Source organism: Caulobacter sp. P1_B12_2 (assembly GCF_056406675.1).
Genome location: NZ_JBFTZS010000167.1, coordinates 1 through 17,667 on the forward strand (window position 1 = coordinate 1; position 17,667 = coordinate 17,667).

Annotated in this window: 18 protein-coding genes and 4 pseudogenes; 18 read left to right on the top strand and 4 right to left on the bottom strand. The window is 66.7% G+C overall.

Annotated features, from left to right (window positions below; translation table 11 throughout):
• A partial coding sequence (locus AC1DZ6_RS12160) for a proline iminopeptidase-family hydrolase (protein WP_477097438.1) occupies positions 1 to 609 on the bottom strand: 609 nt, incomplete at its 3' end.
• 129 nt (positions 610 to 738) lie between these two features.
• On the opposite strand from AC1DZ6_RS12160, the gene hemB reads away from it, so the two are divergent.
• Together hemB and AC1DZ6_RS12170 are read left to right on the top strand one after the other, a co-directional pair.
• On the top strand, positions 739 to 1,743 hold the full coding sequence (gene hemB / locus AC1DZ6_RS12165; protein WP_477097439.1) for a porphobilinogen synthase: 1,005 nt from the start codon (positions 739 to 741) through the stop codon (positions 1,741 to 1,743).
• Positions 1,740 to 2,153, top strand: a complete 414-nt coding sequence (locus tag AC1DZ6_RS12170; protein ID WP_477097440.1) for an NUDIX hydrolase — start codon at positions 1,740 to 1,742, stop codon at positions 2,151 to 2,153. The genes hemB and AC1DZ6_RS12170 overlap by 4 nt, the downstream gene beginning before the upstream one ends.
• Here the strand turns inward: AC1DZ6_RS12170 and AC1DZ6_RS12175 are convergent.
• Positions 2,150 to 2,551, bottom strand: a complete 402-nt coding sequence (locus tag AC1DZ6_RS12175; RefSeq protein WP_477097441.1) for a hypothetical protein — start codon at positions 2,549 to 2,551, stop codon at positions 2,150 to 2,152. The genes AC1DZ6_RS12170 and AC1DZ6_RS12175 overlap by 4 nt on opposite strands.
• Before the next feature lie 165 nt (positions 2,552 to 2,716).
• Between AC1DZ6_RS12175 and AC1DZ6_RS12180 the strand changes: the two genes are divergently transcribed.
• Positions 2,717 to 2,989, top strand: a complete 273-nt coding sequence (locus AC1DZ6_RS12180; RefSeq protein ID WP_477097442.1) for a hypothetical protein — start codon at positions 2,717 to 2,719, stop codon at positions 2,987 to 2,989.
• Between the two features lie 6 nt (positions 2,990 to 2,995).
• On the opposite strand, the gene AC1DZ6_RS12185 is transcribed toward AC1DZ6_RS12180, so the two are convergent.
• The gene (locus AC1DZ6_RS12185; RefSeq protein WP_477097443.1) at positions 2,996 to 3,601 is read right to left on the bottom strand and encodes a TetR/AcrR family transcriptional regulator; all 606 of its coding nucleotides are present in this window, start codon (positions 3,599 to 3,601) and stop codon (positions 2,996 to 2,998) included.
• Positions 3,602 to 3,709: 108 nt separating this feature from the next.
• Between AC1DZ6_RS12185 and AC1DZ6_RS12190 the strand changes: the two genes are divergently transcribed.
• Together AC1DZ6_RS12190 and AC1DZ6_RS12195 are read left to right on the top strand one after the other, a co-directional pair.
• Positions 3,710 to 4,363: an SRPBCC family protein gene (locus AC1DZ6_RS12190; RefSeq protein ID WP_477097444.1), complete on the top strand. Its 654-nt coding sequence runs from the start codon at positions 3,710 to 3,712 to the stop codon at positions 4,361 to 4,363.
• Positions 4,364 to 4,452: 89 nt separating this feature from the next.
• A pseudogene (locus AC1DZ6_RS12195) lies at positions 4,453 to 4,529 on the top strand (hypothetical protein); the annotation flags it as partial.
• 505 nt (positions 4,530 to 5,034) lie between these two features.
• Here AC1DZ6_RS12195 and AC1DZ6_RS12200 read toward each other — a convergent pair.
• Positions 5,035 to 5,553: a GNAT family N-acetyltransferase gene (locus AC1DZ6_RS12200; RefSeq protein ID WP_477097445.1), complete on the bottom strand. Its 519-nt coding sequence runs from the start codon at positions 5,551 to 5,553 to the stop codon at positions 5,035 to 5,037.
• Positions 5,554 to 5,706: 153 nt separating this feature from the next.
• Between AC1DZ6_RS12200 and secG the strand changes: the two genes are divergently transcribed.
• From secG to AC1DZ6_RS12265, 13 genes and pseudogenes are all read left to right on the top strand, one after another.
• Complete coding sequence (gene secG, locus AC1DZ6_RS12205) at positions 5,707 to 6,243, top strand: preprotein translocase subunit SecG (RefSeq protein WP_477097446.1); 537 nt, start codon at positions 5,707 to 5,709, stop codon at positions 6,241 to 6,243.
• 77 nt (positions 6,244 to 6,320) lie between these two features.
• Positions 6,321 to 7,973 carry a CTP synthase gene (locus AC1DZ6_RS12210; RefSeq protein ID WP_477097447.1) on the top strand — a complete coding sequence of 551 codons (1,653 nt, stop codon included), beginning with the start codon at positions 6,321 to 6,323 and terminating at the stop codon, positions 7,971 to 7,973.
• Positions 7,974 to 8,090: 117 nt separating this feature from the next.
• On the top strand, positions 8,091 to 8,273 hold the full coding sequence (rpmF, locus tag AC1DZ6_RS12215) for a 50S ribosomal protein L32 (RefSeq protein WP_007671126.1): 183 nt from the start codon (positions 8,091 to 8,093) through the stop codon (positions 8,271 to 8,273).
• Between the two features lie 126 nt (positions 8,274 to 8,399).
• Complete coding sequence (locus AC1DZ6_RS12220) at positions 8,400 to 9,431, top strand: retroviral-like aspartic protease family protein (RefSeq protein WP_477097448.1); 1,032 nt, start codon at positions 8,400 to 8,402, stop codon at positions 9,429 to 9,431.
• A 103-nt stretch (positions 9,432 to 9,534) separates the two neighbouring features.
• Positions 9,535 to 10,815: a phosphopyruvate hydratase gene (gene eno / locus AC1DZ6_RS12225; protein ID WP_477097449.1), complete on the top strand. Its 1,281-nt coding sequence runs from the start codon at positions 9,535 to 9,537 to the stop codon at positions 10,813 to 10,815.
• Positions 10,816 to 11,170: 355 nt separating this feature from the next.
• On the top strand, positions 11,171 to 11,467 hold the full coding sequence (locus tag AC1DZ6_RS12230; protein ID WP_477097453.1) for an FtsB family cell division protein: 297 nt from the start codon (positions 11,171 to 11,173) through the stop codon (positions 11,465 to 11,467).
• Positions 11,468 to 11,629: 162 nt separating this feature from the next.
• Positions 11,630 to 12,661 carry a pyruvate dehydrogenase (acetyl-transferring) E1 component subunit alpha gene (gene pdhA, locus AC1DZ6_RS12235; protein WP_056462099.1) on the top strand — a complete coding sequence of 344 codons (1,032 nt, stop codon included), beginning with the start codon at positions 11,630 to 11,632 and terminating at the stop codon, positions 12,659 to 12,661.
• Positions 12,658 to 14,037 carry a pyruvate dehydrogenase complex E1 component subunit beta gene (locus tag AC1DZ6_RS12240; protein ID WP_477097450.1) on the top strand — a complete coding sequence of 460 codons (1,380 nt, stop codon included), beginning with the start codon at positions 12,658 to 12,660 and terminating at the stop codon, positions 14,035 to 14,037. The genes pdhA and AC1DZ6_RS12240 overlap by 4 nt, the downstream gene beginning before the upstream one ends.
• A 55-nt stretch (positions 14,038 to 14,092) precedes the next feature.
• A pseudogene (locus AC1DZ6_RS12245) lies at positions 14,093 to 14,377 on the top strand (GFA family protein); the annotation flags it as partial.
• Between the two features lie 69 nt (positions 14,378 to 14,446).
• Positions 14,447 to 14,530, top strand: a pseudogene (locus tag AC1DZ6_RS12250) (aldehyde-activating protein); the annotation flags it as partial.
• Positions 14,531 to 14,542: 12 nt separating this feature from the next.
• Entirely contained in the window at positions 14,543 to 15,847 is a 1,305-nt protein-coding gene (locus tag AC1DZ6_RS12255; protein WP_477097451.1) for a pyruvate dehydrogenase complex dihydrolipoamide acetyltransferase, read from the top strand.
• Between the two features lie 14 nt (positions 15,848 to 15,861).
• Positions 15,862 to 16,338 (top strand): glutathione peroxidase, encoded by a 477-nt coding sequence (locus AC1DZ6_RS12260; protein WP_477097452.1) that lies wholly within the window; start codon positions 15,862 to 15,864, stop codon positions 16,336 to 16,338.
• 79 nt (positions 16,339 to 16,417) lie between these two features.
• A pseudogene (locus AC1DZ6_RS12265) lies at positions 16,418 to 17,639 on the top strand (dihydrolipoyl dehydrogenase).
• Positions 17,640 to 17,667: the final 28 nt, after the last annotated feature.

Consider the following 17,667-nt stretch of genomic DNA (forward strand, 5'->3'; position numbering starts at 1 on the left):
CGTCTTGCCCGCCGCCTCCAGCGCCTTGACCTTGGCCAGCTGCGCCGGGTCCATCTCCGGCATCAGCACCTTCTCAGCGTAGGCGTTGTAGGCCGGGATCGAGGCCATCATGTTCGAGATCACGACGCACTTCAGATTGGCCTGGTATTTCAGGGCGTATTCGATCGCCAGCACGCCGCCCCAGCTGTGGCCCAGCACGCAGAAGCTCTCGGGACCCAGGTCCAGCGCCTTGCGCACCTGCTCCACCTCGTCGACGAAGCGCTCGATGGTCCACAGCTTGGTGTCGGTCGGCTTGTCCGAGCGTCCCGAGCCCAGCTGGTCGTAGTAGATGTATTCGATGCCCTGGGCCGGGAAGTAGCTGTCGAAGGGCTCGAAATAGTCGTGGGTCGCGCCCGGACCGCCGTGCAGCAGCAGCACCTTCAGCTTGGGATTCGAGCCGACCCGCTTGGTCCAGACCCGGAACTTGCCCGACGGCGTGTCGATGTCGACCATCCGCACGCCGCCCGACCAGGCGTCGGGCGCCTTGGTGTCGTAGAAACTGGCCGGAGGCGCCTGCCGCGCCAGGGCGTCGGTCGCGAACAGGGAGGTCAGCAAAGCTACAATAGCCATCGCAAGCCGTTTCATTGCATCACCCCGCCAGCCTGGAGGCRAGCATTGGCCAGACGCCCAGGTTCGGCAAGCGCCCTTAAGCAACCAACCGTCTTGCCTCGCGCCGCCTGCCGCGCGAAACCGTGAGGCATGACCACGCCTCCGCTCGCCCCCTACCCCGCCACGCGCCTGCGCCGCCTGCGCCAGGCCGACTGGATCCGCCGATCGATCCGCGAGACCACGTTGGCGCCGTCCGACCTGATCTGGTCGATGGTGGTGCACGAGGGCGAAGGCGTGATCCCTGTCGCCTCGATGCCTGGCGTCGAGCGCCTGTCGGTCAAGGACGCCGCCAAGGCCGCCGTGCGGGCCCGCGACCTGGGCATCCCGGCCATCGCCATCTTCCCGCACATCGACGGCGCCCGTAAGGACGCGACGGGCTCGATCGCCGCCGATCCGAACGGCGTCATCCCCCGCGCCGTCAAGGCCATGAAGGACGCCGCCCCCGAGGTCGGCATCATGTGCGACGTGGCCCTGGACCCGTTCACCGACCACGGCCACGACGGCGTGGTCGAGGGCGGCCGCATCCTCAACGACCCGACCATCGAGCGCCTGATCGAACAGGGCCTGATGCAGGCGGAAGCCGGCGCCGACATCCTGGCCCCGTCCGACATGATGGACGGCCGCATCGGCAAGCTGCGCGCGGCGCTTGAAGGCGCGAACTTCCAGGACACGATGATCATGTCCTACGCCGCCAAGTACGCCTCGGCCTTCTACGGCCCGTACCGCGACGCGATCGGCTCGGCCAAGCTCAGCGCCGGCCAGGGCGACAAGAAGACCTACCAGATGGACCCGGCCAACACCGAGGAAGCCATCCGCGAGGTCGCCCTCGACATCGCCGAGGGCGCCGACATGGTCATGGTCAAGCCGGGCATGCCCTATCTCGACATCCTGCGCCGCCTGGTCGACGAGTTCCGCATGCCCACCTACGCCTTCCAGGTGTCGGGCGAGTACGCGATGATCAAGGCCGCTGGCCAGAACGGCTGGATCGACGAGGAGCGCGCKATCCTGGAAAGCCTGACCGCCTTCAAGCGGGCCGGCGCGGCTGGGATCATCAGCTATTTCGCGCCGTGGGCGGCGGAAAAGCTCGGGGCGTGACCCCCTCCAAGCCGGCCAAGGTCATCGACATCGTCACCGCCGTGATCCGTGACGACGCCGGCCGCATGCTGGTGGTGCGCAAGCGCGGCACGGCGATCTTCATGAAGCCGGGCGGCAAGCGCGAGCCCGGCGAGGACGACCTGACCGCCCTGGCCCGCGAACTGGACGAGGAGATCGGCGGCCGGCWGACGGACGCCGCCCTGCTGGGCGTCTTCGAGGCTCCAGCCGCCAACGAACCCGGCTTCACCGTGCGCGCCGCGACCTATCTGGCGAGCGTCGACGGCGAGATCGCCGCCCGCGCGGAGATCGAGGAACTGGCCTGGATCGATCCGGCCGCGCCGGGCGACATCGTGCTGGCCCCGCTTATGCGGATCGTCCTGAAGGCCCTGCTGGAGCGCACGGGCGCCTAGACCCGCTCAAACGCCTCGCGCAGCTGGCCGGCCCGTCGCCCTTCCGGCCGGATCATCAGGAACTTGCCCGACCAGACCCCGGGGATGGACCATTGCCCCGCGATCTCGGTGGCGTCGTCGCTCAGCACGCCCTCATAGGCCACCGAGTGAGTCCAGCCGTTCGTGCCGTCGTAGGTCTTGGTGAAGCTGACGGCCAAACCGGCCCGCTTGCCCAGCAGCATGGCGGAGACCTCGCACCAGTCGCCCCATTCGTCCTGGGCGGTCTCGTGGACCGAACCGCTGAGCCAGGCCCCGCTCTCGATCAGGGTGGCGGTGAAGCCGACCGGCGCGAGCGCCCCGGGATACTGATAGAGCCCCTGCCAGATGCCCGTCAGATTGTTGTTCGTCGCCGTGGTCATGCCGCGCCCCGTCCTCGCGCCGACATAGGGGCCAGAGCGGCTTCTCCCGTCAAGGTCGAGCCTCTCGCGCTATACGCAGAACGGGCCTAGGGTGTCCTCAGTGTTCGGCCCGATGCCGCGTACGACGGCTTAGGTCCGAACCTCAACGACAAGCGGAGGTGACGCATGCCCGCCGATATCAGGGACGCCGATTTCAACGACACCGGAAAACCCGAACTGCTCGCCCACGAGCAGACCTATCACGGATTCAGCATCCTCCTGCGATGGTGCATGCTGGGCCTGGCCACCACCATCACGACCCTGACCCTGTGGTTCGCCAGCCCGGCCGGCTTCTGGGGCGGCCTGATCATCGGGGTCGTGGTGTTCGCGATCGGCTACGCCATCCTGGTGCGCCACGAGGAGAAGCAGCCGCTGAGCCTGTGGGTCGAGGGGCGGTAGGCCGCCCTAAGCCGGTTGCCGCACGGTCAGCAGCGCCATGTGCCGGCGCAGCTGGCCGATGCTGCGGTCGAAGAAGCCGATGTCGCGGTGGGTGCGGGCCTGCATGACCGCGCCCTCCATCGTCGTCAGGATGAATTCCGACAGGCCGCGCAGGTCGAGGTCCGGCGGCAGGCGCTCGCCGGCGTCCTTAAGGCAAACCTCGATCGCGCCGGTCCAATTGCGGAAATTGGCGGCCAGCAACTCGCGCACCGGCGGGTCCGGCTCATGCAGTTCCAGGGCCAGAGAGCCGATCGGACAGCCATAAAGGCAGTCGCTCTCCAGCAGCATGCCGCGATAGGCGGCCAGCAGGGCGAAGATCCGCTCGATCGGGTCCTCGACCCCGCGCCAGGCCGGGTCCAGCAGCATCGCCTCGATGCCGTCGCGGTACATCTCCAGCACCCCGATCAGCACGTCCTGCTTGCCGGGGAAGAAGTGATACAGGCTGCCGCTGTTGGCCTGAGACCGCGAGAGAATGTCCGACACCGAGGTCGAGCCGTACCCCTTGGCGGCGAACAGCTCCATCGCCGTCAGCAGGATGCGTCGCCGGGTGTCGAGGGCGTGCGGAGCAGACATGCGTCCTGCGTACCCCGCGCTTGAACGATCGGTCAACTCGAGGCTTGAACGGTCGATCAAGTCGTGCCTAACTTGAATGGTCATTCAAGTCGCCCTGGGAGGAAGCGCATGTTGAAGTCGATCTTGATCGCGGCCGGCGCGCTGCTGGTCATGGCCCAGGGCGCCGAGGCCCGTCAGGCGCCCCAGCCAGCGCGCAGCTGGCGCGACTTCCCGGGCGTGTCCAACACCAGCTATGTCGACGCCGCCGGCCAGAAGGCCTTGCAGCTGTCCATGGACATCCCGGCCCCGCCCCACGCGGTGTTCGAGGCGTTCGCCACCTCGGATGGCTTCAAGAGCTGGGCGGTCGCGGTGGCGCGGGTCGACCTGCGCACCGGCGGCGAGATCGAGTCCAGCTACGACCCCAAGGCCGCGATCGGCGATCCCAACAATATCAAGAACCAGATCGTCACCTTCATTCCCGATCGCCTGCTGGTGATCCGCAACATCCAGGCGCCGAAAGGCTTCGCGGGCGAAGGCGAGTTCCAGAAGACCGTCACGGTGCTGGAGTTCGATCCGATTGCCGGCGGCACGCGGGTGCGGCTGACCAACACCGGCTATGGCGCGAACCCGGAGGCCCAGACCGTCTACGGCCACTTCGAATGGGGCAACGCCTATACGCTGGCCGAACTGAAGAAGCGGTTCGAGAAGGGCGCGATAGACCGGACCCAGGGCGATGGGGCCGACCGAAACGCCGTGGCCGACAAGGCCGTGACGGGGAAGTAAGCGCTTCACGCCCGCGCTATTTCCAATCAACCTACGGAAATCGCTGCCCTAAAACTTTAGTCCCCTCACCCTTTCCGGCCGCCCGTATCCTGATCTCACCTCGACGCGGGGAAAGGGCGCATGGCCAGCGACCGATGCGGCGGCGGGGGGCGATCGAGCGGGAAGCTCTGTCGGCGATCTGGTCCGCGTGWGTCTGGGCGGGATCAAACCTTACGTCTCTGGTGCCGGTCGGGCSTGGAACACAGATACGACGTGACGTGAGGGCTGGCTGAGYAACAGGCGGGCGGTGACRCGCTCGCGGTCCGGGACCTGGGTTCGTTGMCCTGGCCCGCCCGTCGGAGGCTTCAAGGCGGCGAGGCTCGAATAGAGCTCAGCGTCGCGGGCTTCCGGATAACGATGGCGCGGAGCGGCAGGCTTCGTCGAAACGGTTATTCTCTATKTCYTCCGGACGTCGTCCGGCGCTCCGCGACCCTTTCCGATCARCTCACAGCCWTTGGCGTGGGATCACACCCACTTGCCCCCACCTGACCGCTAAAGCGGTCTGTCCRCCCCCATGGGGGGCGGAGGACGCCGCGCCGAGCACCTCTTCCCCCTCTGGGGGAAGACGACCGCGAAGCGGTCCGTAGGGGGCAAGTGTTCGCCGCATCAAAATCTCGGGAGAAACCCTGTTCCTAAAACAGCAACCCATACAGCCGGCAGTCCCGGCGTTCGCCGTCGCGGTCCACATGCCCCTTCAGATAGCCTTCCTGCTCGAAGCCCAGCTTCAGCAGCACCTTTTCCGCCCGGGCGTCGCCGACATGGGTGCGGGCGATCATGCGCTTGAGGCCCAGGGGCGAGGCGCAATAGGCCAGCAGGGCGGCGGCGGCTTCGGTGGCGTAGCCCCGGCCCCACGCCTCGCGGGTGATGATGAAACCCAGCTCGCCGCGGTGATGGCGCCAGTCCAGGTCGACCAACTCGCAATAGCCCAGGAACCAGCCGGTCTTGGTCTGGCGGATCGCCCAGTACAGCGCCCGGCGCTCCTCCATCTCGGCCACTTGGGCGCCGACCGTGGCGGCGACCTCGTCGGGATCCTCGATGGCGGACCGGTCCCAGTGCGCCATCACCTCCGGATCGCTCATGAAGGGATAGACGAGGGGAGCGTCCTCAACAGTCAGCGGCGTCAGGCTAAGGCGTTCGGTCTCGAGGATCATGCGCGAGGAGGGACCTGATGCGAACTTGAGGAAGGATCTTGAGTGAAGCCGGTTCGTCCCCAGCTATGGCGCGGGCCCGTTGCAAGTGATAGAGGGGCCGCTTCGTTTTTCACGACGGAACCGTCCGTCGCCCGGATCGAGATCGATTTAGACATGCTCATCGGCGTTCTGCTGACCATCAACATCATCGTTTGCATCGCCCTGATCGGCGTGGTGCTGATGCAGCGCTCCGAGGGCGGGGCCCTGGGCATGGGCGGTGGCGGCGGCGGTTTCATGACCGCGCGCGGCGCGGGCGACCTTTTGACCCGCACGACCTGGATCCTGTTCTCGGTCTTCCTGATCATCAGCCTGGCGCTGACCATCCTGACGGGCCGCATGGGCTCGACCAACTCGGTGGTTGATCGCCTGAAGCTGGACGGGCTGGACAGCAAGACCCTGAACGCCGCTCCGCTGCCGGCGGGTCCGACCGCCCCGGCGCCGACCACCTCGGCGCCCATCACCAGCGCGCCGTCGACGGCCGCTCCGGCGACGATCGAGGCCCCGACCCCGCAGATCAGCGCCCCGGCCCCCACGGTCTCGGCTCCCAAGCCGGCCGCCAAGGCTCCGGTCGCGGCCGCCAAGGCCCCGGCCGCCGCGCCGGTTCCGGTGATCAACGCCCCGGCTCCAGTCGAGCAAAAGCCGGCCCAATAAGGGTCGGTGAGATTTTACTGTTGATGAACGGCGGTCTTTTCGCCGCTCGCCCCGAATCGCGGGTAATCTGATCGCCCATGACCCGGTACATTTTCATCACCGGCGGCGTGGTTTCCTCATTGGGAAAAGGCCTCGCCTCCGCAGCGCTCGGAGCGCTCCTGCAGGCTCGCGGCTACAAGGTTCGCCTTCGTAAGCTCGACCCCTATCTCAACGTCGATCCGGGGACGATGTCCCCGTATCAGCACGGCGAGGTCTTCGTGACCGACGACGGGGCCGAGACGGACCTGGACCTCGGCCACTACGAGCGCTTCACCGGCGTGTCGGCCACCAAGGCCGACAACATCACCACCGGCCAGATCTACAAGACGATCATCGAGAAGGAGCGTCGCGGCGACTATCTGGGCGCGACCGTCCAGGTGATTCCGCACGTCACCAACGAGATCAAGGAATTCGTCCTGTCGCCGGCCCTGGACGAGACCGGCGAGAAGCCGGTCGACTTCGTGCTGGTCGAGATCGGCGGCACGGTGGGCGACATCGAGGGCCTGCCGTTCTTCGAGGCCATCCGCCAGCTGCGCCAGGACCTGCCGCGCGGCCAAAGCTGCTACGTCCACCTGACCTTGCTGCCGTTCATCAAGACGGCCGGCGAGATGAAGACCAAGCCGACCCAGCACTCGGTCAAGGAGCTGCGCTCGATCGGCATCCAGCCGGACATCCTGCTGTGCCGCTGCGAGCAGGACATTCCGGTCGAGGAAAAGCGCAAGATCGCCCAGTTCTGCAACGTGCGGCCCAGCGCCGTGATTCAGGCCATGGACAGCGCCTCGATCTACGCGGTGCCGATCGACTATCACAAGGAAGGCCTGGACGCCGAGGTGCTGGACGTCTTCGGCATGGGCGACGCGCCCAAGCCGGACCTGTCGCGCTGGGAAGCGATCGACCAGACCGTCCGCCATCCCGACGGCGAAGTGACCATCGCGGTGGTCGGCAAGTACACGGTCCTCAAGGACGCCTACAAGTCGCTGATCGAGGCCCTGCACCACGGCGGCCTGGCCAACAAGGTCAAGGTCAATCTGGACTGGGTCGAGAGCGAGACCTTCGAGGGCGACGAGGGCGCGGCCGCGGCCCGCCTGGAGAACGCCCACGCCATCATGGTGCCCGGCGGCTTCGGCGAGCGGGGAGCGGAAGGCAAGATTCGCGCCGCCCAGTTCGCCCGCGAACGGAAGGTGCCGTACTTCGGCATCTGTTTCGGCATGCAGATGGCGGTGATCGAGACCCTGCGGAACGTGGCCGGGATCACCGACGCCTCATCCAGCGAGTTCGGCCCCACCGAGCGTCCCGTGGTCGGCATCATGACCGAGTGGATCAAGGGCAACGAGACCGTCCAGCGGCGCAGCAACGACGATCTGGGCGGCACCATGCGCCTGGGGGCCTATGACGCGGTTCTGACGGCCGGAAGCAAGGTCGCCGAGATCTACGGCGGCACCGAGATCAGCGAGCGCCACAGGCACCGCTACGAGGTCAATATCGGCTACGCCCACCTGATGGAGGATGCCGGTCTGAAACTGACGGGCCGCTCGCCTAACGGCGTGCTGCCCGAGATCGTCGAGCGCGACGACCATCCGTGGTTCATCGGGGTGCAATATCACCCCGAGCTGAAGAGCCGTCCGTTCGCTCCGCACCCCCTGTTCGCCAGCTTCATCGCGGCCGCGAAAGAGCAGGGGCGTCTGGTCTAACAAGCCCGGTTGCATACTCGGGGAGTTTCAGGCATAAGCGCGCCCTCACGCGGCGGCCTGGGCATTCCCCGAGTCGCCGCTCTCCAGTTTTCAAGCTCAGCGAGCAGAGTCACTTCGATGGCCGTTCCCAAAAGAAAAACTTCGCCTTCTCGCCGGAACATGCGCCGGTCGCACCACGCCCTGGGCGCAAACTCCTTCGTGGAAGACAAGGACTCGGGCGAACTGCGCCGCCCGCACCATGTCGACCTGAAGACCGGTCTGTACAACGGCAAGCAGATCCTGACGCCGAAGGAAGACTAACCTTCGCGTCCCGTCTCCGCTCCGGCGGAACGACAGGATGAAGCCTGAAAGGCGGCGGTCTCCGGACCGCTATTTCGACAACGCTGTCGAAAAACCGTGTTATCTTGGCGGCAGGGAGATTGACCCATGCTCACACGCCGAAACATCGCGGCGGGACTGGGATTGTCGCTGATGGCCGAAACGGCCTGGGCTCGATCCACGACGCCCGCGCCGCTGCTGCAGCAGACCTCGCTGCAAACGCCGCCCACGAGCGCGCCGCCCGCGGCGCTGTCCGGCGTGCTTCCGCCGACCGAGGCCGAGGCGCCGCCCGTCTTCCTCGACACGGCGCTGGACGCGATCGACCGCATGACGGTCGAGGTGTTCATCAATGGGCAGGGGCCGTTCAACTTCGTCGTCGACACCGGCGCCGACCGCAGCGCCCTGTCGACCACGCTGGCGGCGCGGCTGGGCCTGGAGCGAGGGCCCGACGTCATGCTGCACGGGGTCGGAGGCTCGGCCCTGACCCCGACGGCCAGGGTGCCGCTGATGGTTGCCGGCGATTCGCGCATCAAGGACGCCGAACTTCCGGTGCTCCCGCCCGAGCGACTCGGCGTGGACGGCCTGCTGGGCGTCGACATGCTCGACAATCGCAACGTCATCATGGATTTCCACCGCAAGCGGCTGGAGATCCGTCGCAGCACCGCCTTGTCGGGGGCCTTTCCCGGCGTGCGCGAGGTCTCCGTGCTGGCGGACGCCCGTTTTGGCCGGCTGGCGGTCGCCAACGCCCGGGTGAGCGGCGTGCGCTGCGTGGCCTTCATCGACTCCGGTTCCGGCGCCAGCATGGGCAACATGGCCCTGGCCGAGGCGATCAAGCTGCGGGTGCGCCGCAAGCCCGAGCCGGCCATGGCCATCCGGCTGATCGGCGCGGCGGGGGAGGCGACCCTGGGCGAACTGCGCATCGTCCGCTCGATCGAGCTGGGCGCGCTGCGGATGACAAACCTGCCGTTGGTGCTGGCCGACCTGCACATCTTCGATGTCTGGAACCTCAACAGCCGCCCCGCCGTGCTGCTGGGCGTCGACGTGCTCAAGATGTTCGCCCGGGTCGAGCTCGACTTCGGGGCCGACCGGGTGAAGTTCCGCCTCGGCAAGGGCTGGACGCCGCCGATCCTGGAGGCTTGAGGGCAGGGCGCGCCGAACGCTCGTTCAGACGATCCGGCCAGCGCCGGTTGCGGTTCGCAGCCCGCGCCGCTAAGGGGAAGCGCCTTTTGAAAGGGGAGCTCCCATGACCGAGATCGTCGACATCATCGCCCGCGAAATCCTGGACAGCCGCGGCAATCCGACGGTCGAGGTCGACGTCGTCCTGGAAGACGGGTCCTTCGGTCGCGCCGCGGTGCCGTCGGGCGCTTCGACGGGCGCTCACGAGGCGGTCGAGAAGCGCGACGGCGACAAGTCGCGCTACGGCGGCAAAGGGGTCAAGGCGGCGGTGGACGCGGTCAATGGCGAGCTGTTTGACGCGCTGTCGGGCGTCGACGCCGAAGACCAGCGCCGCATCGACAACCTGATGATCGAGCTGGACGGCACGCCCAACAAGAGCCGCCTGGGCGCCAACGCCATCCTCGGCGTCTCGCTGGCCGCCGCCAAGGCCGCCGCCGAGTCGGCCGGTCTGCCGCTCTACAAGTACGTCGGCGGCGTCAGCTCGCGCGTCCTGCCGGTGCCGATGATGAACATCATCAACGGCGGCGCCCACGCCGACAATCCGATCGACATCCAGGAATTCATGATCCTGCCGACCGGCGCCCCGACCTTCGCCGAGGCGCTGCGGATGGGATCCGAGATCTTCCATGGCCTGAAGAAGGCCCTGAAGGACGCCGGCCACAACACCAACGTGGGCGACGAGGGCGGCTTCGCCCCGAACATCGGCTCAGCTGAAGACGCCCTGGCCTTCATCGTCAAGGCGGGCGAGGCCGCCGGCTACAAGTCGGGCGAGGACTTCGTCCTGGGCCTGGACGTCGCCGCCACCGAGTTCTTCAAGAACGGCAAGTACGAGCTGGAAGGCGAAGGCAAGAGCCTGGATCCGTCGCAGATGGTCGACTATCTGGCCAACCTGGCCGACAAGTTCCCGATCCTGTCGATCGAGGACGGCATGTCGGAAGACGACTTCGAAGGCTGGAAGCTGCTGACCGACAAGCTGGGCAAGAAGGTCCAGCTGGTGGGCGACGACCTGTTCGTCACCAATCCCAAGCGCCTGCAGATCGGCCTGGAGAAGGGTCTGGCCAACTCCATCCTCATCAAGGTCAATCAGATCGGCACGCTGTCGGAAACCATCGACGCCGTCGATCTGGCCCACCGCAACGCCTACACCAGCGTCATGAGCCACCGTTCGGGCGAGACCGAAGACAGCACGATCGCTGACCTGGCCGTCGCCCTGAACTGCGGTCAGATCAAGACCGGCTCGCTGGCCCGCTCGGACCGGCTCGCCAAGTACAACCAACTGCTGCGCATCGAGGAAGCCCTCGACGATCAGGCCGTCTATGCTGGCCGCGCGGTGCTCAAGGGCCGCTAGGTTCCGAGACAACGACGACGAAGGGCGGCGCTTTCCAGCGCCGCCCTTTTTCGTTTCAAACGTTACGATTCTAGGGGTGAAAGCCCTCTTCGCCCGTTTTCGAGGCGCCGGGCGCCAAAATTCACCAACAATTTTTCTAAAAGCAAAAACGGCGCTGTGCCGCACTGCCGCAGAAAATGTCCCGAAACGCCCGTTTAGATGCTGCGACGCGGTATCTAGATGCCTTTGAAACCATCTCAAATGAAAGCGTTAGGGCACTGCTTCCGACGTCTAGTCGCCGCTTGCTCAAACTCCCCGTTTAGTAAGGCGTTAAGCATGGTCGGGCAGGGTAAACCTACCCTCCTGGGAATCGATGATGTTCGCCCGACTGCAACCCTTTCTGCCGACCGCGGCGCTCCTCCTGTTGATCACTTACTTCGTGTTTCACGCCCTGACGGGCGAACGCGGCCTGTTATCGACGTCGCAGCGCAACGCAGATCTCGCCGCCAAGACGCTGGAGTTGAAGAAGATCCGCTCCGAAAGGATGGACCTGGAGGCCCGTGCTCGTCTATTACGCAGCGGCAGTTTGTCGGCGGACCTCCTGGAAGAACGCGCGCGTTCGCTCCTGGGATACGCCGACCCCAAGGACTATGTGATCCGCACCCCGCGCTGAGCGTTTGGTGGGAGACCCGGTCCTCGGCTCTGCCGGCGGATCAGGCGAGCCTGGCCCGTTTCGGGTTTGACAAAGGACCCCCATCTACGCGGAACCGAAGGTTCATTCGGCCGGTGGGCGTCCAGGAGTAGGCCGCGATGAAGATTGGCCAGGGAGAGTTGAATGGCGCGTACGCGCAAGGGTGAAGCCCCCGCGGGGAAGGCTGATGCCACCGGTGTCAACGCCTTCGTCGGCAAGGACGAGCTTCTGAAATTCTACCAAGACATGCTGCTGATCCGCCGCTTCGAAGAGCGGGCGGGCCAGCTGTACGGCATGGGCCTGATCGGCGGCTTCTGCCACCTCTACATCGGTCAGGAAGCCATCGCGGTCGGCATGCAGTCGATCAAGGTCAAGGGCGACCAGATCATCACCGGCTACCGTGACCACGGCCACATGCTGGCCGCCGGCATGGATCCGAACGAAGTCATGGCCGAGCTGACCGGCCGCGCGGGCGGTTCGTCGCGCGGCAAGGGCGGCTCGATGCACATGTTCGACATCGAGACCGGCTTCTACGGCGGCCACGGCATCGTCGGCGCCCAGGTGTCGCTCGGCACCGGCCTGGCGCTGAACAACCACTACCGCGGCAACGGCAACGTCGCCTTCGCCTATTTCGGCGACGGCGCGGCCAATCAGGGCCAGGTCTACGAGAGCTTCAACATGGCCCAGCTGTGGAAGCTGCCGGTCGTGTACGTGATCGAGAACAACCAGTACGCCATGGGCACCAGCGTCGAGCGTTCGGCGTCGGAGACCGCCTTCCACAAGCGCGGCACCTCGTTCCGGATCCCGGGCGAGGAAGTCGACGGCATGGACGTGATCGCGGTGGCCGAGGCCGGCGCCCGCGCCGCCGAGCACGCCCGCAGCGGCCAGGGCCCGTTCATCCTCGAGATGAAGACCTATCGCTATCGCGGCCACTCGATGTCCGACCCGGCCAAGTACCGGACCAAGGACGAGGTCGATAACGTCAAGCAGACGCGCGACCCGATCGACCACCTGAAGGAACGCCTGGCCAAGGCCGGCGTCACCGAAGACGACCTGAAGGTCGTCGACGCCGAGGTGAAGCGCATCGTGGCCGAGGCGGCCGAATTCGCCCGCACCAGCCCCGAGCCCGATCCTTCCGAACTCTACACCGACGTATACCTGGAGGCCGCCCAGTGACGGACATCCTGATGCCCGCCCTGTCCCCGACGATGGAAGAGGGGACCCTGGCCAAGTGGCTGGTCAAGGAAGGCGACACCGTCAAGGCCGGCGACGTGATCGCCGAGATCGAGACCGACAAGGCGACGATGGAAGTCGAAGCCGTCGATGAGGGCGTGATCGAAGCCATCATCGTGCCCGGCGGTACGGAGAACGTGAAGGTCAACACCCTGATCGCCAAGCTGAAGGGCGAGGGCGAAGCCGCGTCGGCGGCGCCGGCTGCTGCTCCGGCCGCCGCTGAAGCCGCTCCGGCTCCGGTCGTGGCCGCGTCTCCCGCCGCCGGCCCGATCTCGGCCGCCTCGACCTTCGCCGATCCGGAAATCCCGGCCGGCACGCCGATGAAGAAGATCACCGTGCGCGACGCCCTGCGCGACGCCATGGCCGAAGAGATGCGTCGCGACGACAAGGTCTTCCTGATGGGCGAGGAAGTCGCCCAGTACCAGGGCGCCTACAAGGTCTCGCGCGACCTGCTGCAAGAGTTCGGCGACAAGCGCGTCATCGACACCCCGATCACCGAGCACGGCTTCGCCGGCCTCGGCGTCGGCGCGGCGATGGCCGGTTTGAAGCCGATCGTCGAGTTCATGACCTGGAACTTCGCCATGCAGGCGATCGACCAGATCATCAACTCGGCCGCCAAGACGCTCTACATGTCAGGCGGCCAGATCAAGTCTTCGATCGTGTTCCGCGGCCCCAACGGCGCGGCTTCGCGAGTGGGCGCCCAGCACAGCCAGGACTACGCGGCCTGGTACGGCAACGTCCCCGGTCTGAAGGTCATCGCGCCCTATGACGCGGCTGACGCCAAGGGCCTGATGAAGGCCGCCATCCGCGATCCGAACCCGATCGTCTTCCTCGAACACGAGATGATGTACGGCCACGAGTTCGACATCCCGGACGTCGAGGACTGGGTCGTGCCGATCGGCAAGGCCAAGATCCGCCGCTTCGTCGCCGAGGGCCACACCGGTCCCAGCGTCACCATCGCCACCTATTCGCGGATGGTCGGCTTCGCCCTCCAGGCCGCCGAAGAGCTGGCCAAGGAAGGCATCGAGGCCGAGGTCGTCGACCTGCGCACGATCCGTCCGATGGACCACGCCACCATCCTGGAAAGCGTCAAGCGGACCAACCGTCTCGTGACGGTCGAGGAAGGCTGGGGCCCGATGGGCGTCGGCGCCGAGATCGTCGCCCGCATCACCGAGTTCGGCTTCGACTACCTGGACGCTCCGCCGCTGCGGGTGCACCAGGAAGACGTGCCGCTGCCCTATGCTGCGAACCTGGAAGCCCTGTCGCTCCCGTCGGTCCCCAAGATCGTCAAGGCGGCCAAGGCGGTCTGCTACCGGTGATCATCCGGCCCGCTCCTCTAGGCCAAGGCCTGTGCGAGCGGGCAGGGAGGCCAGCATGACCCAGACCCTCAACGGTTCCTGCCATTGCGGCGCGGTGCATGTGCAGCTCGACCCCGGCAAACCGGTGGCCGAGCTGGCCTTGCGGGCCTGTCAGTGCTCCTTCTGTCGTCGGCAGGGCGCGCGGACGACCAGCGATCCGGGCAGCCGGCTGCACATCACCGCCGCTCCGGGATCGTTGATGCGCTACCGGTTCGGGCGGCGGGCGGTGGATTTCCTGATCTGCCGCGAATGCGCCTGCTACGTGGCGGCGATGATCGAGGACGAGGGCCAGGCCTACGCCACCCTCAACGTCGTGGGGACCGACCTGTCGGGTTTCGCCGATCGCGAGCCTGAACGGCTGGACTATCACGACGAAACGGACGAACAACGCCTTGCCCGTCGCAAGGCCAAATGGACGCCGACCACTTTGGTCGAAGCCGTCCCGAACGCTTGAGGAAGAAGCTCAATGTCGATCGACATCCTGATGCCCGCCCTGTCGCCCACCATGGAGGAGGGGACCCTCGCCAAGTGGCACGTCAAGGTCGGCGACACCGTCAAGGCCGGCGACGTGATCGCCGAGATCGAGACCGACAAGGCGACGATGGAAGTCGAAGCCGTCGATGAAGGCGTGGTCGAGGCCATCCTGGTCGACGCCGGAACCGAGAACGTCAAGGTCAACGCCCTGATCGCCAAGCTGGCCGGCGAGGGCGAAAGCCCCGCGCCGCCGCCCGCCAAGGCCGCTCCGGCCGCTGAAGCGCCCAAGGCCGCTCCGACTCCCGCCGCGCCCGTTCAGGCCGCCGGCGAGACCGCCGCTCCGGCCAAGGCGGCTCCCGCCGCCGCCCCGACGGGTGACCGCGTCTTCGCCTCGCCTCTGGCCCGTCGCCTGGCCTCTGCCGCTAGCCTGGACCTGAAGTCGATCGCCGGCACCGGCCCGCACGGCCGCGTGGTCAAGGCCGACGTCGAAGCCGCGCAAAAGGGCGGCGCTCCCGCCGCCAAGGCTGCTCCGGCCTCGGCTCCCGCCGCCGGCGCGGCCGCCGCGCCGCGCGCCCATCTGTCGCTCGAGCAGCAGGGCATCCCCGCCGGCTCGTACGACCTCGTCCCGCTGGACGGCATGCGCAAGACGATCGCGCGTCGCCTGACCGACAGCTTCCGCGACGTGCCGCACTTCCCGCTGGTCATCGATCTTGAGATCGACGCCCTGCTGGCCGCCCGCGCCAAGATCAACCACCTGCTGGAAGGCCAAGGCGTGAAAGTGTCGGTCAACGACATCATCATCAAGGCCGTGGCCGTGGCGCTCAAGCGCGTGCCGGAGGCCAACGCCTCCTACACGCCGGAAGGCATCGCCCTGCACCATCACGCCGACATCGCGGTGGCCGTGGCCATCGACGGCGGCCTGATCACCCCGATCGTTCGCGCCGCCGAGACCAAGGGCCTGGCCCAGATCTCGGCCGAGGTGAAGGACCTGGCGGCCCGGGCCAAGTCCAAGAAGCTGAAGCCCGAGGAATTCCAGGGCGGCACCTTCTCGGTCTCCAATCTCGGCATGTTCGGCATCAAGCAGTTCGCCTCGATCATCAACGAGCCGCAGGGCGCGATCATGAGCGTGGGCGCCGGCGAGCAACGCCCGGTCGTCAAGAACGGCGAGCTGGCCGTGGCCACGGTGATGACCATCACCCTGACCTGCGACCACCGCGTGGTCGATGGCGCGATCGGGGCCAAGTTCCTGGCCGCCTTCAAGCCGCTGATCGAAGAGCCCCTGACGCTGCTGGTCTAGGCGGGAGAACGGCGATGTCGGTCTACGACTATTCCGCCAAGACGCTGGACGGCCAGGACGCGAGCCTGGCCGACTATCGCGGCCAGGTGCTGCTGATCGTCAACACGGCCAGCAAGTGCGGCTTCACCCCGCAATACGAGGGGCTGGAGACGCTCTACCGGGACTACAAGGACAAGGGCTTCACGGTCCTGGCCTTCCCCTGCAACCAGTTCGGGGCGCAGGAGCCCGGCAGCGCCCAGGAGATCGCGAACTTCTGTTCGCTGACCTACGACGTGACGTTCCCGGTCCTGGCCAAGATCGACGTCAACGGTCCCACGGCCCACCCGCTCTATGCCTATCTAAAGCATGAGCAGAAGGGCCTGCTGGGGACCGAGGGCATCAAGTGGAACTTCACCAAGTTCCTGATCGGCCGCGACGGCGAGGTGGTCGAACGCTTCGCTCCCACGACCAAGCCTGAAGATCTGAAGCTCGCCGTCGAGGCGCTGCTTTAACTCCTTGACCGGCCCCTGGGCCGATCGACCGACGCTGACCGGCTCCCCCCGATGGCGTCAAAGCTAGGGTAAGAAGACCATGTCCACGGAATTCGACGTCGTCGTCATCGGGGCCGGCCCCGGCGGTTATGTGGCCGCGATCCGCGCCAGCCAGCTGGGTCTGAAGACGGCGATCATCGAGCGCGAGGCCCTGGGCGGCATCTGCCTCAACTGGGGCTGCATCCCGACCAAGGCGCTGCTGAAGTCCGGCGAGATCTACGAGCAGCTGTCGCACCTGGGCGGTTACGGCCTGTCGGTCGAGAAGGCCTCGTTCGATTTCGCCAAGATCATCGACCGCTCGCGCGGCGTGGCCAAGACCATGTCGAACGGCATCGCCTTCCTGATGAAGAAGCACAAGATCGAGGTCGTCGAAGGCGAGGCCAAGCTCGAGAAGGGCAGCCCCTCGCCGAAGGTCGTCGTGGCCCTCAAGGCCGGCGGCAGCCGCACGATCCAGGCCAAAAGCGTGATCCTGGCCAGCGGCGCCCGGGCCCGCGACATCCCGGCCATCGGCGCGGTCTCGGACGGCGACAAGATCTGGACCTACCGTGACGCCCTGGCACCCAAGGCCATGCCCAAGTCGCTGGTCGTCATCGGCTCGGGCGCTATCGGCATCGAGTTCGCCAGCTTCTACCGCGCCCTGGGCGCGGAGGTGACCGTCGTCGAGGCCGTCGACCGCATCATGCCGGTCGAGGACGCCGAGGTCTCCAAGGCCGCCCAGAAGGCCTTCGAGAAGCGCGGCATCACCTTCCGCATCGGCGCCAAGGTGACCAAGGTCGAGAAGACCARGGACGGCGTCTCGGTGGCGGTGGAGGTCGGCGGCAAGGCCGAGACCCTGACCGCCGCGGTGTGCATCGTCGCCGTCGGCATCGCCCCGAACACCGAGGGTCTCGACACCATCGGCTTGAACATGGATCGCGGCCACGTCGTCACCGGCAAGCACGGCGAGACCAATGTCCCGGGCCTCTACGCCATCGGCGACGCCGCCGGCCCGCCCTGGCTGGCCCAAGGTCAACGGCAAGGCCGTGGCCGCCGGCGAGACCGAAGGCTTCGTCAAGACGGTGTTCGACGGCAAGACCGGCGCCCTGATCGGCGCCCACATGATCGGCCACGAGGTCACCGAGATGATCCAGGGCTTCGTCACGGCGATCACCCTGGAAGCCACCGAGGAAGATCTGCACGGCATCGTCTACGCCCACCCGACTATGTCGGAAGCCATGCACGAAGCCGCGCTCGACGCTTACGGCCGGGTTCTGCACATCTAGGTTTGGCCTAGTCGGCAAAAGGAAAGGG

Excerpts from the sequence above, each read along its gene's own strand:
- AC1DZ6_RS12255 (WP_477097451.1), top strand. The coding sequence starts at position 14,543 with ATGTCGATCGACATCCTGATGCCCGCCCTGTCGCCCACCATGGAGGAG.
- secG (WP_477097446.1), top strand. The coding sequence starts at position 5,707 with ATGCTCATCGGCGTTCTGCTGACCATCAACATCATCGTTTGCATCGCC.
- AC1DZ6_RS12190 (WP_477097444.1), top strand. The coding sequence starts at position 3,710 with ATGTTGAAGTCGATCTTGATCGCGGCCGGCGCGCTGCTGGTCATGGCC.
- AC1DZ6_RS12180 (WP_477097442.1), top strand. The coding sequence starts at position 2,717 with ATGCCCGCCGATATCAGGGACGCCGATTTCAACGACACCGGAAAACCC.
- AC1DZ6_RS12220 (WP_477097448.1), top strand. The coding sequence starts at position 8,400 with ATGCTCACACGCCGAAACATCGCGGCGGGACTGGGATTGTCGCTGATG.
- AC1DZ6_RS12185 (WP_477097443.1), bottom strand. The coding sequence starts at position 3,601 with ATGTCTGCTCCGCACGCCCTCGACACCCGGCGACGCATCCTGCTGACG.
- eno (WP_477097449.1), top strand. The coding sequence starts at position 9,535 with ATGACCGAGATCGTCGACATCATCGCCCGCGAAATCCTGGACAGCCGC.
- AC1DZ6_RS12260 (WP_477097452.1), top strand. The coding sequence starts at position 15,862 with ATGTCGGTCTACGACTATTCCGCCAAGACGCTGGACGGCCAGGACGCG.
- AC1DZ6_RS12175 (WP_477097441.1), bottom strand. The coding sequence starts at position 2,551 with ATGACCACGGCGACGAACAACAATCTGACGGGCATCTGGCAGGGGCTC.
- AC1DZ6_RS12200 (WP_477097445.1), bottom strand. The coding sequence starts at position 5,553 with ATGATCCTCGAGACCGAACGCCTTAGCCTGACGCCGCTGACTGTTGAG.
- AC1DZ6_RS12230 (WP_477097453.1), top strand. The coding sequence starts at position 11,171 with ATGTTCGCCCGACTGCAACCCTTTCTGCCGACCGCGGCGCTCCTCCTG.
- pdhA (WP_056462099.1), top strand. The coding sequence starts at position 11,630 with ATGGCGCGTACGCGCAAGGGTGAAGCCCCCGCGGGGAAGGCTGATGCC.
- AC1DZ6_RS12210 (WP_477097447.1), top strand. The coding sequence starts at position 6,321 with ATGACCCGGTACATTTTCATCACCGGCGGCGTGGTTTCCTCATTGGGA.
- rpmF (WP_007671126.1), top strand. The coding sequence starts at position 8,091 with ATGGCCGTTCCCAAAAGAAAAACTTCGCCTTCTCGCCGGAACATGCGC.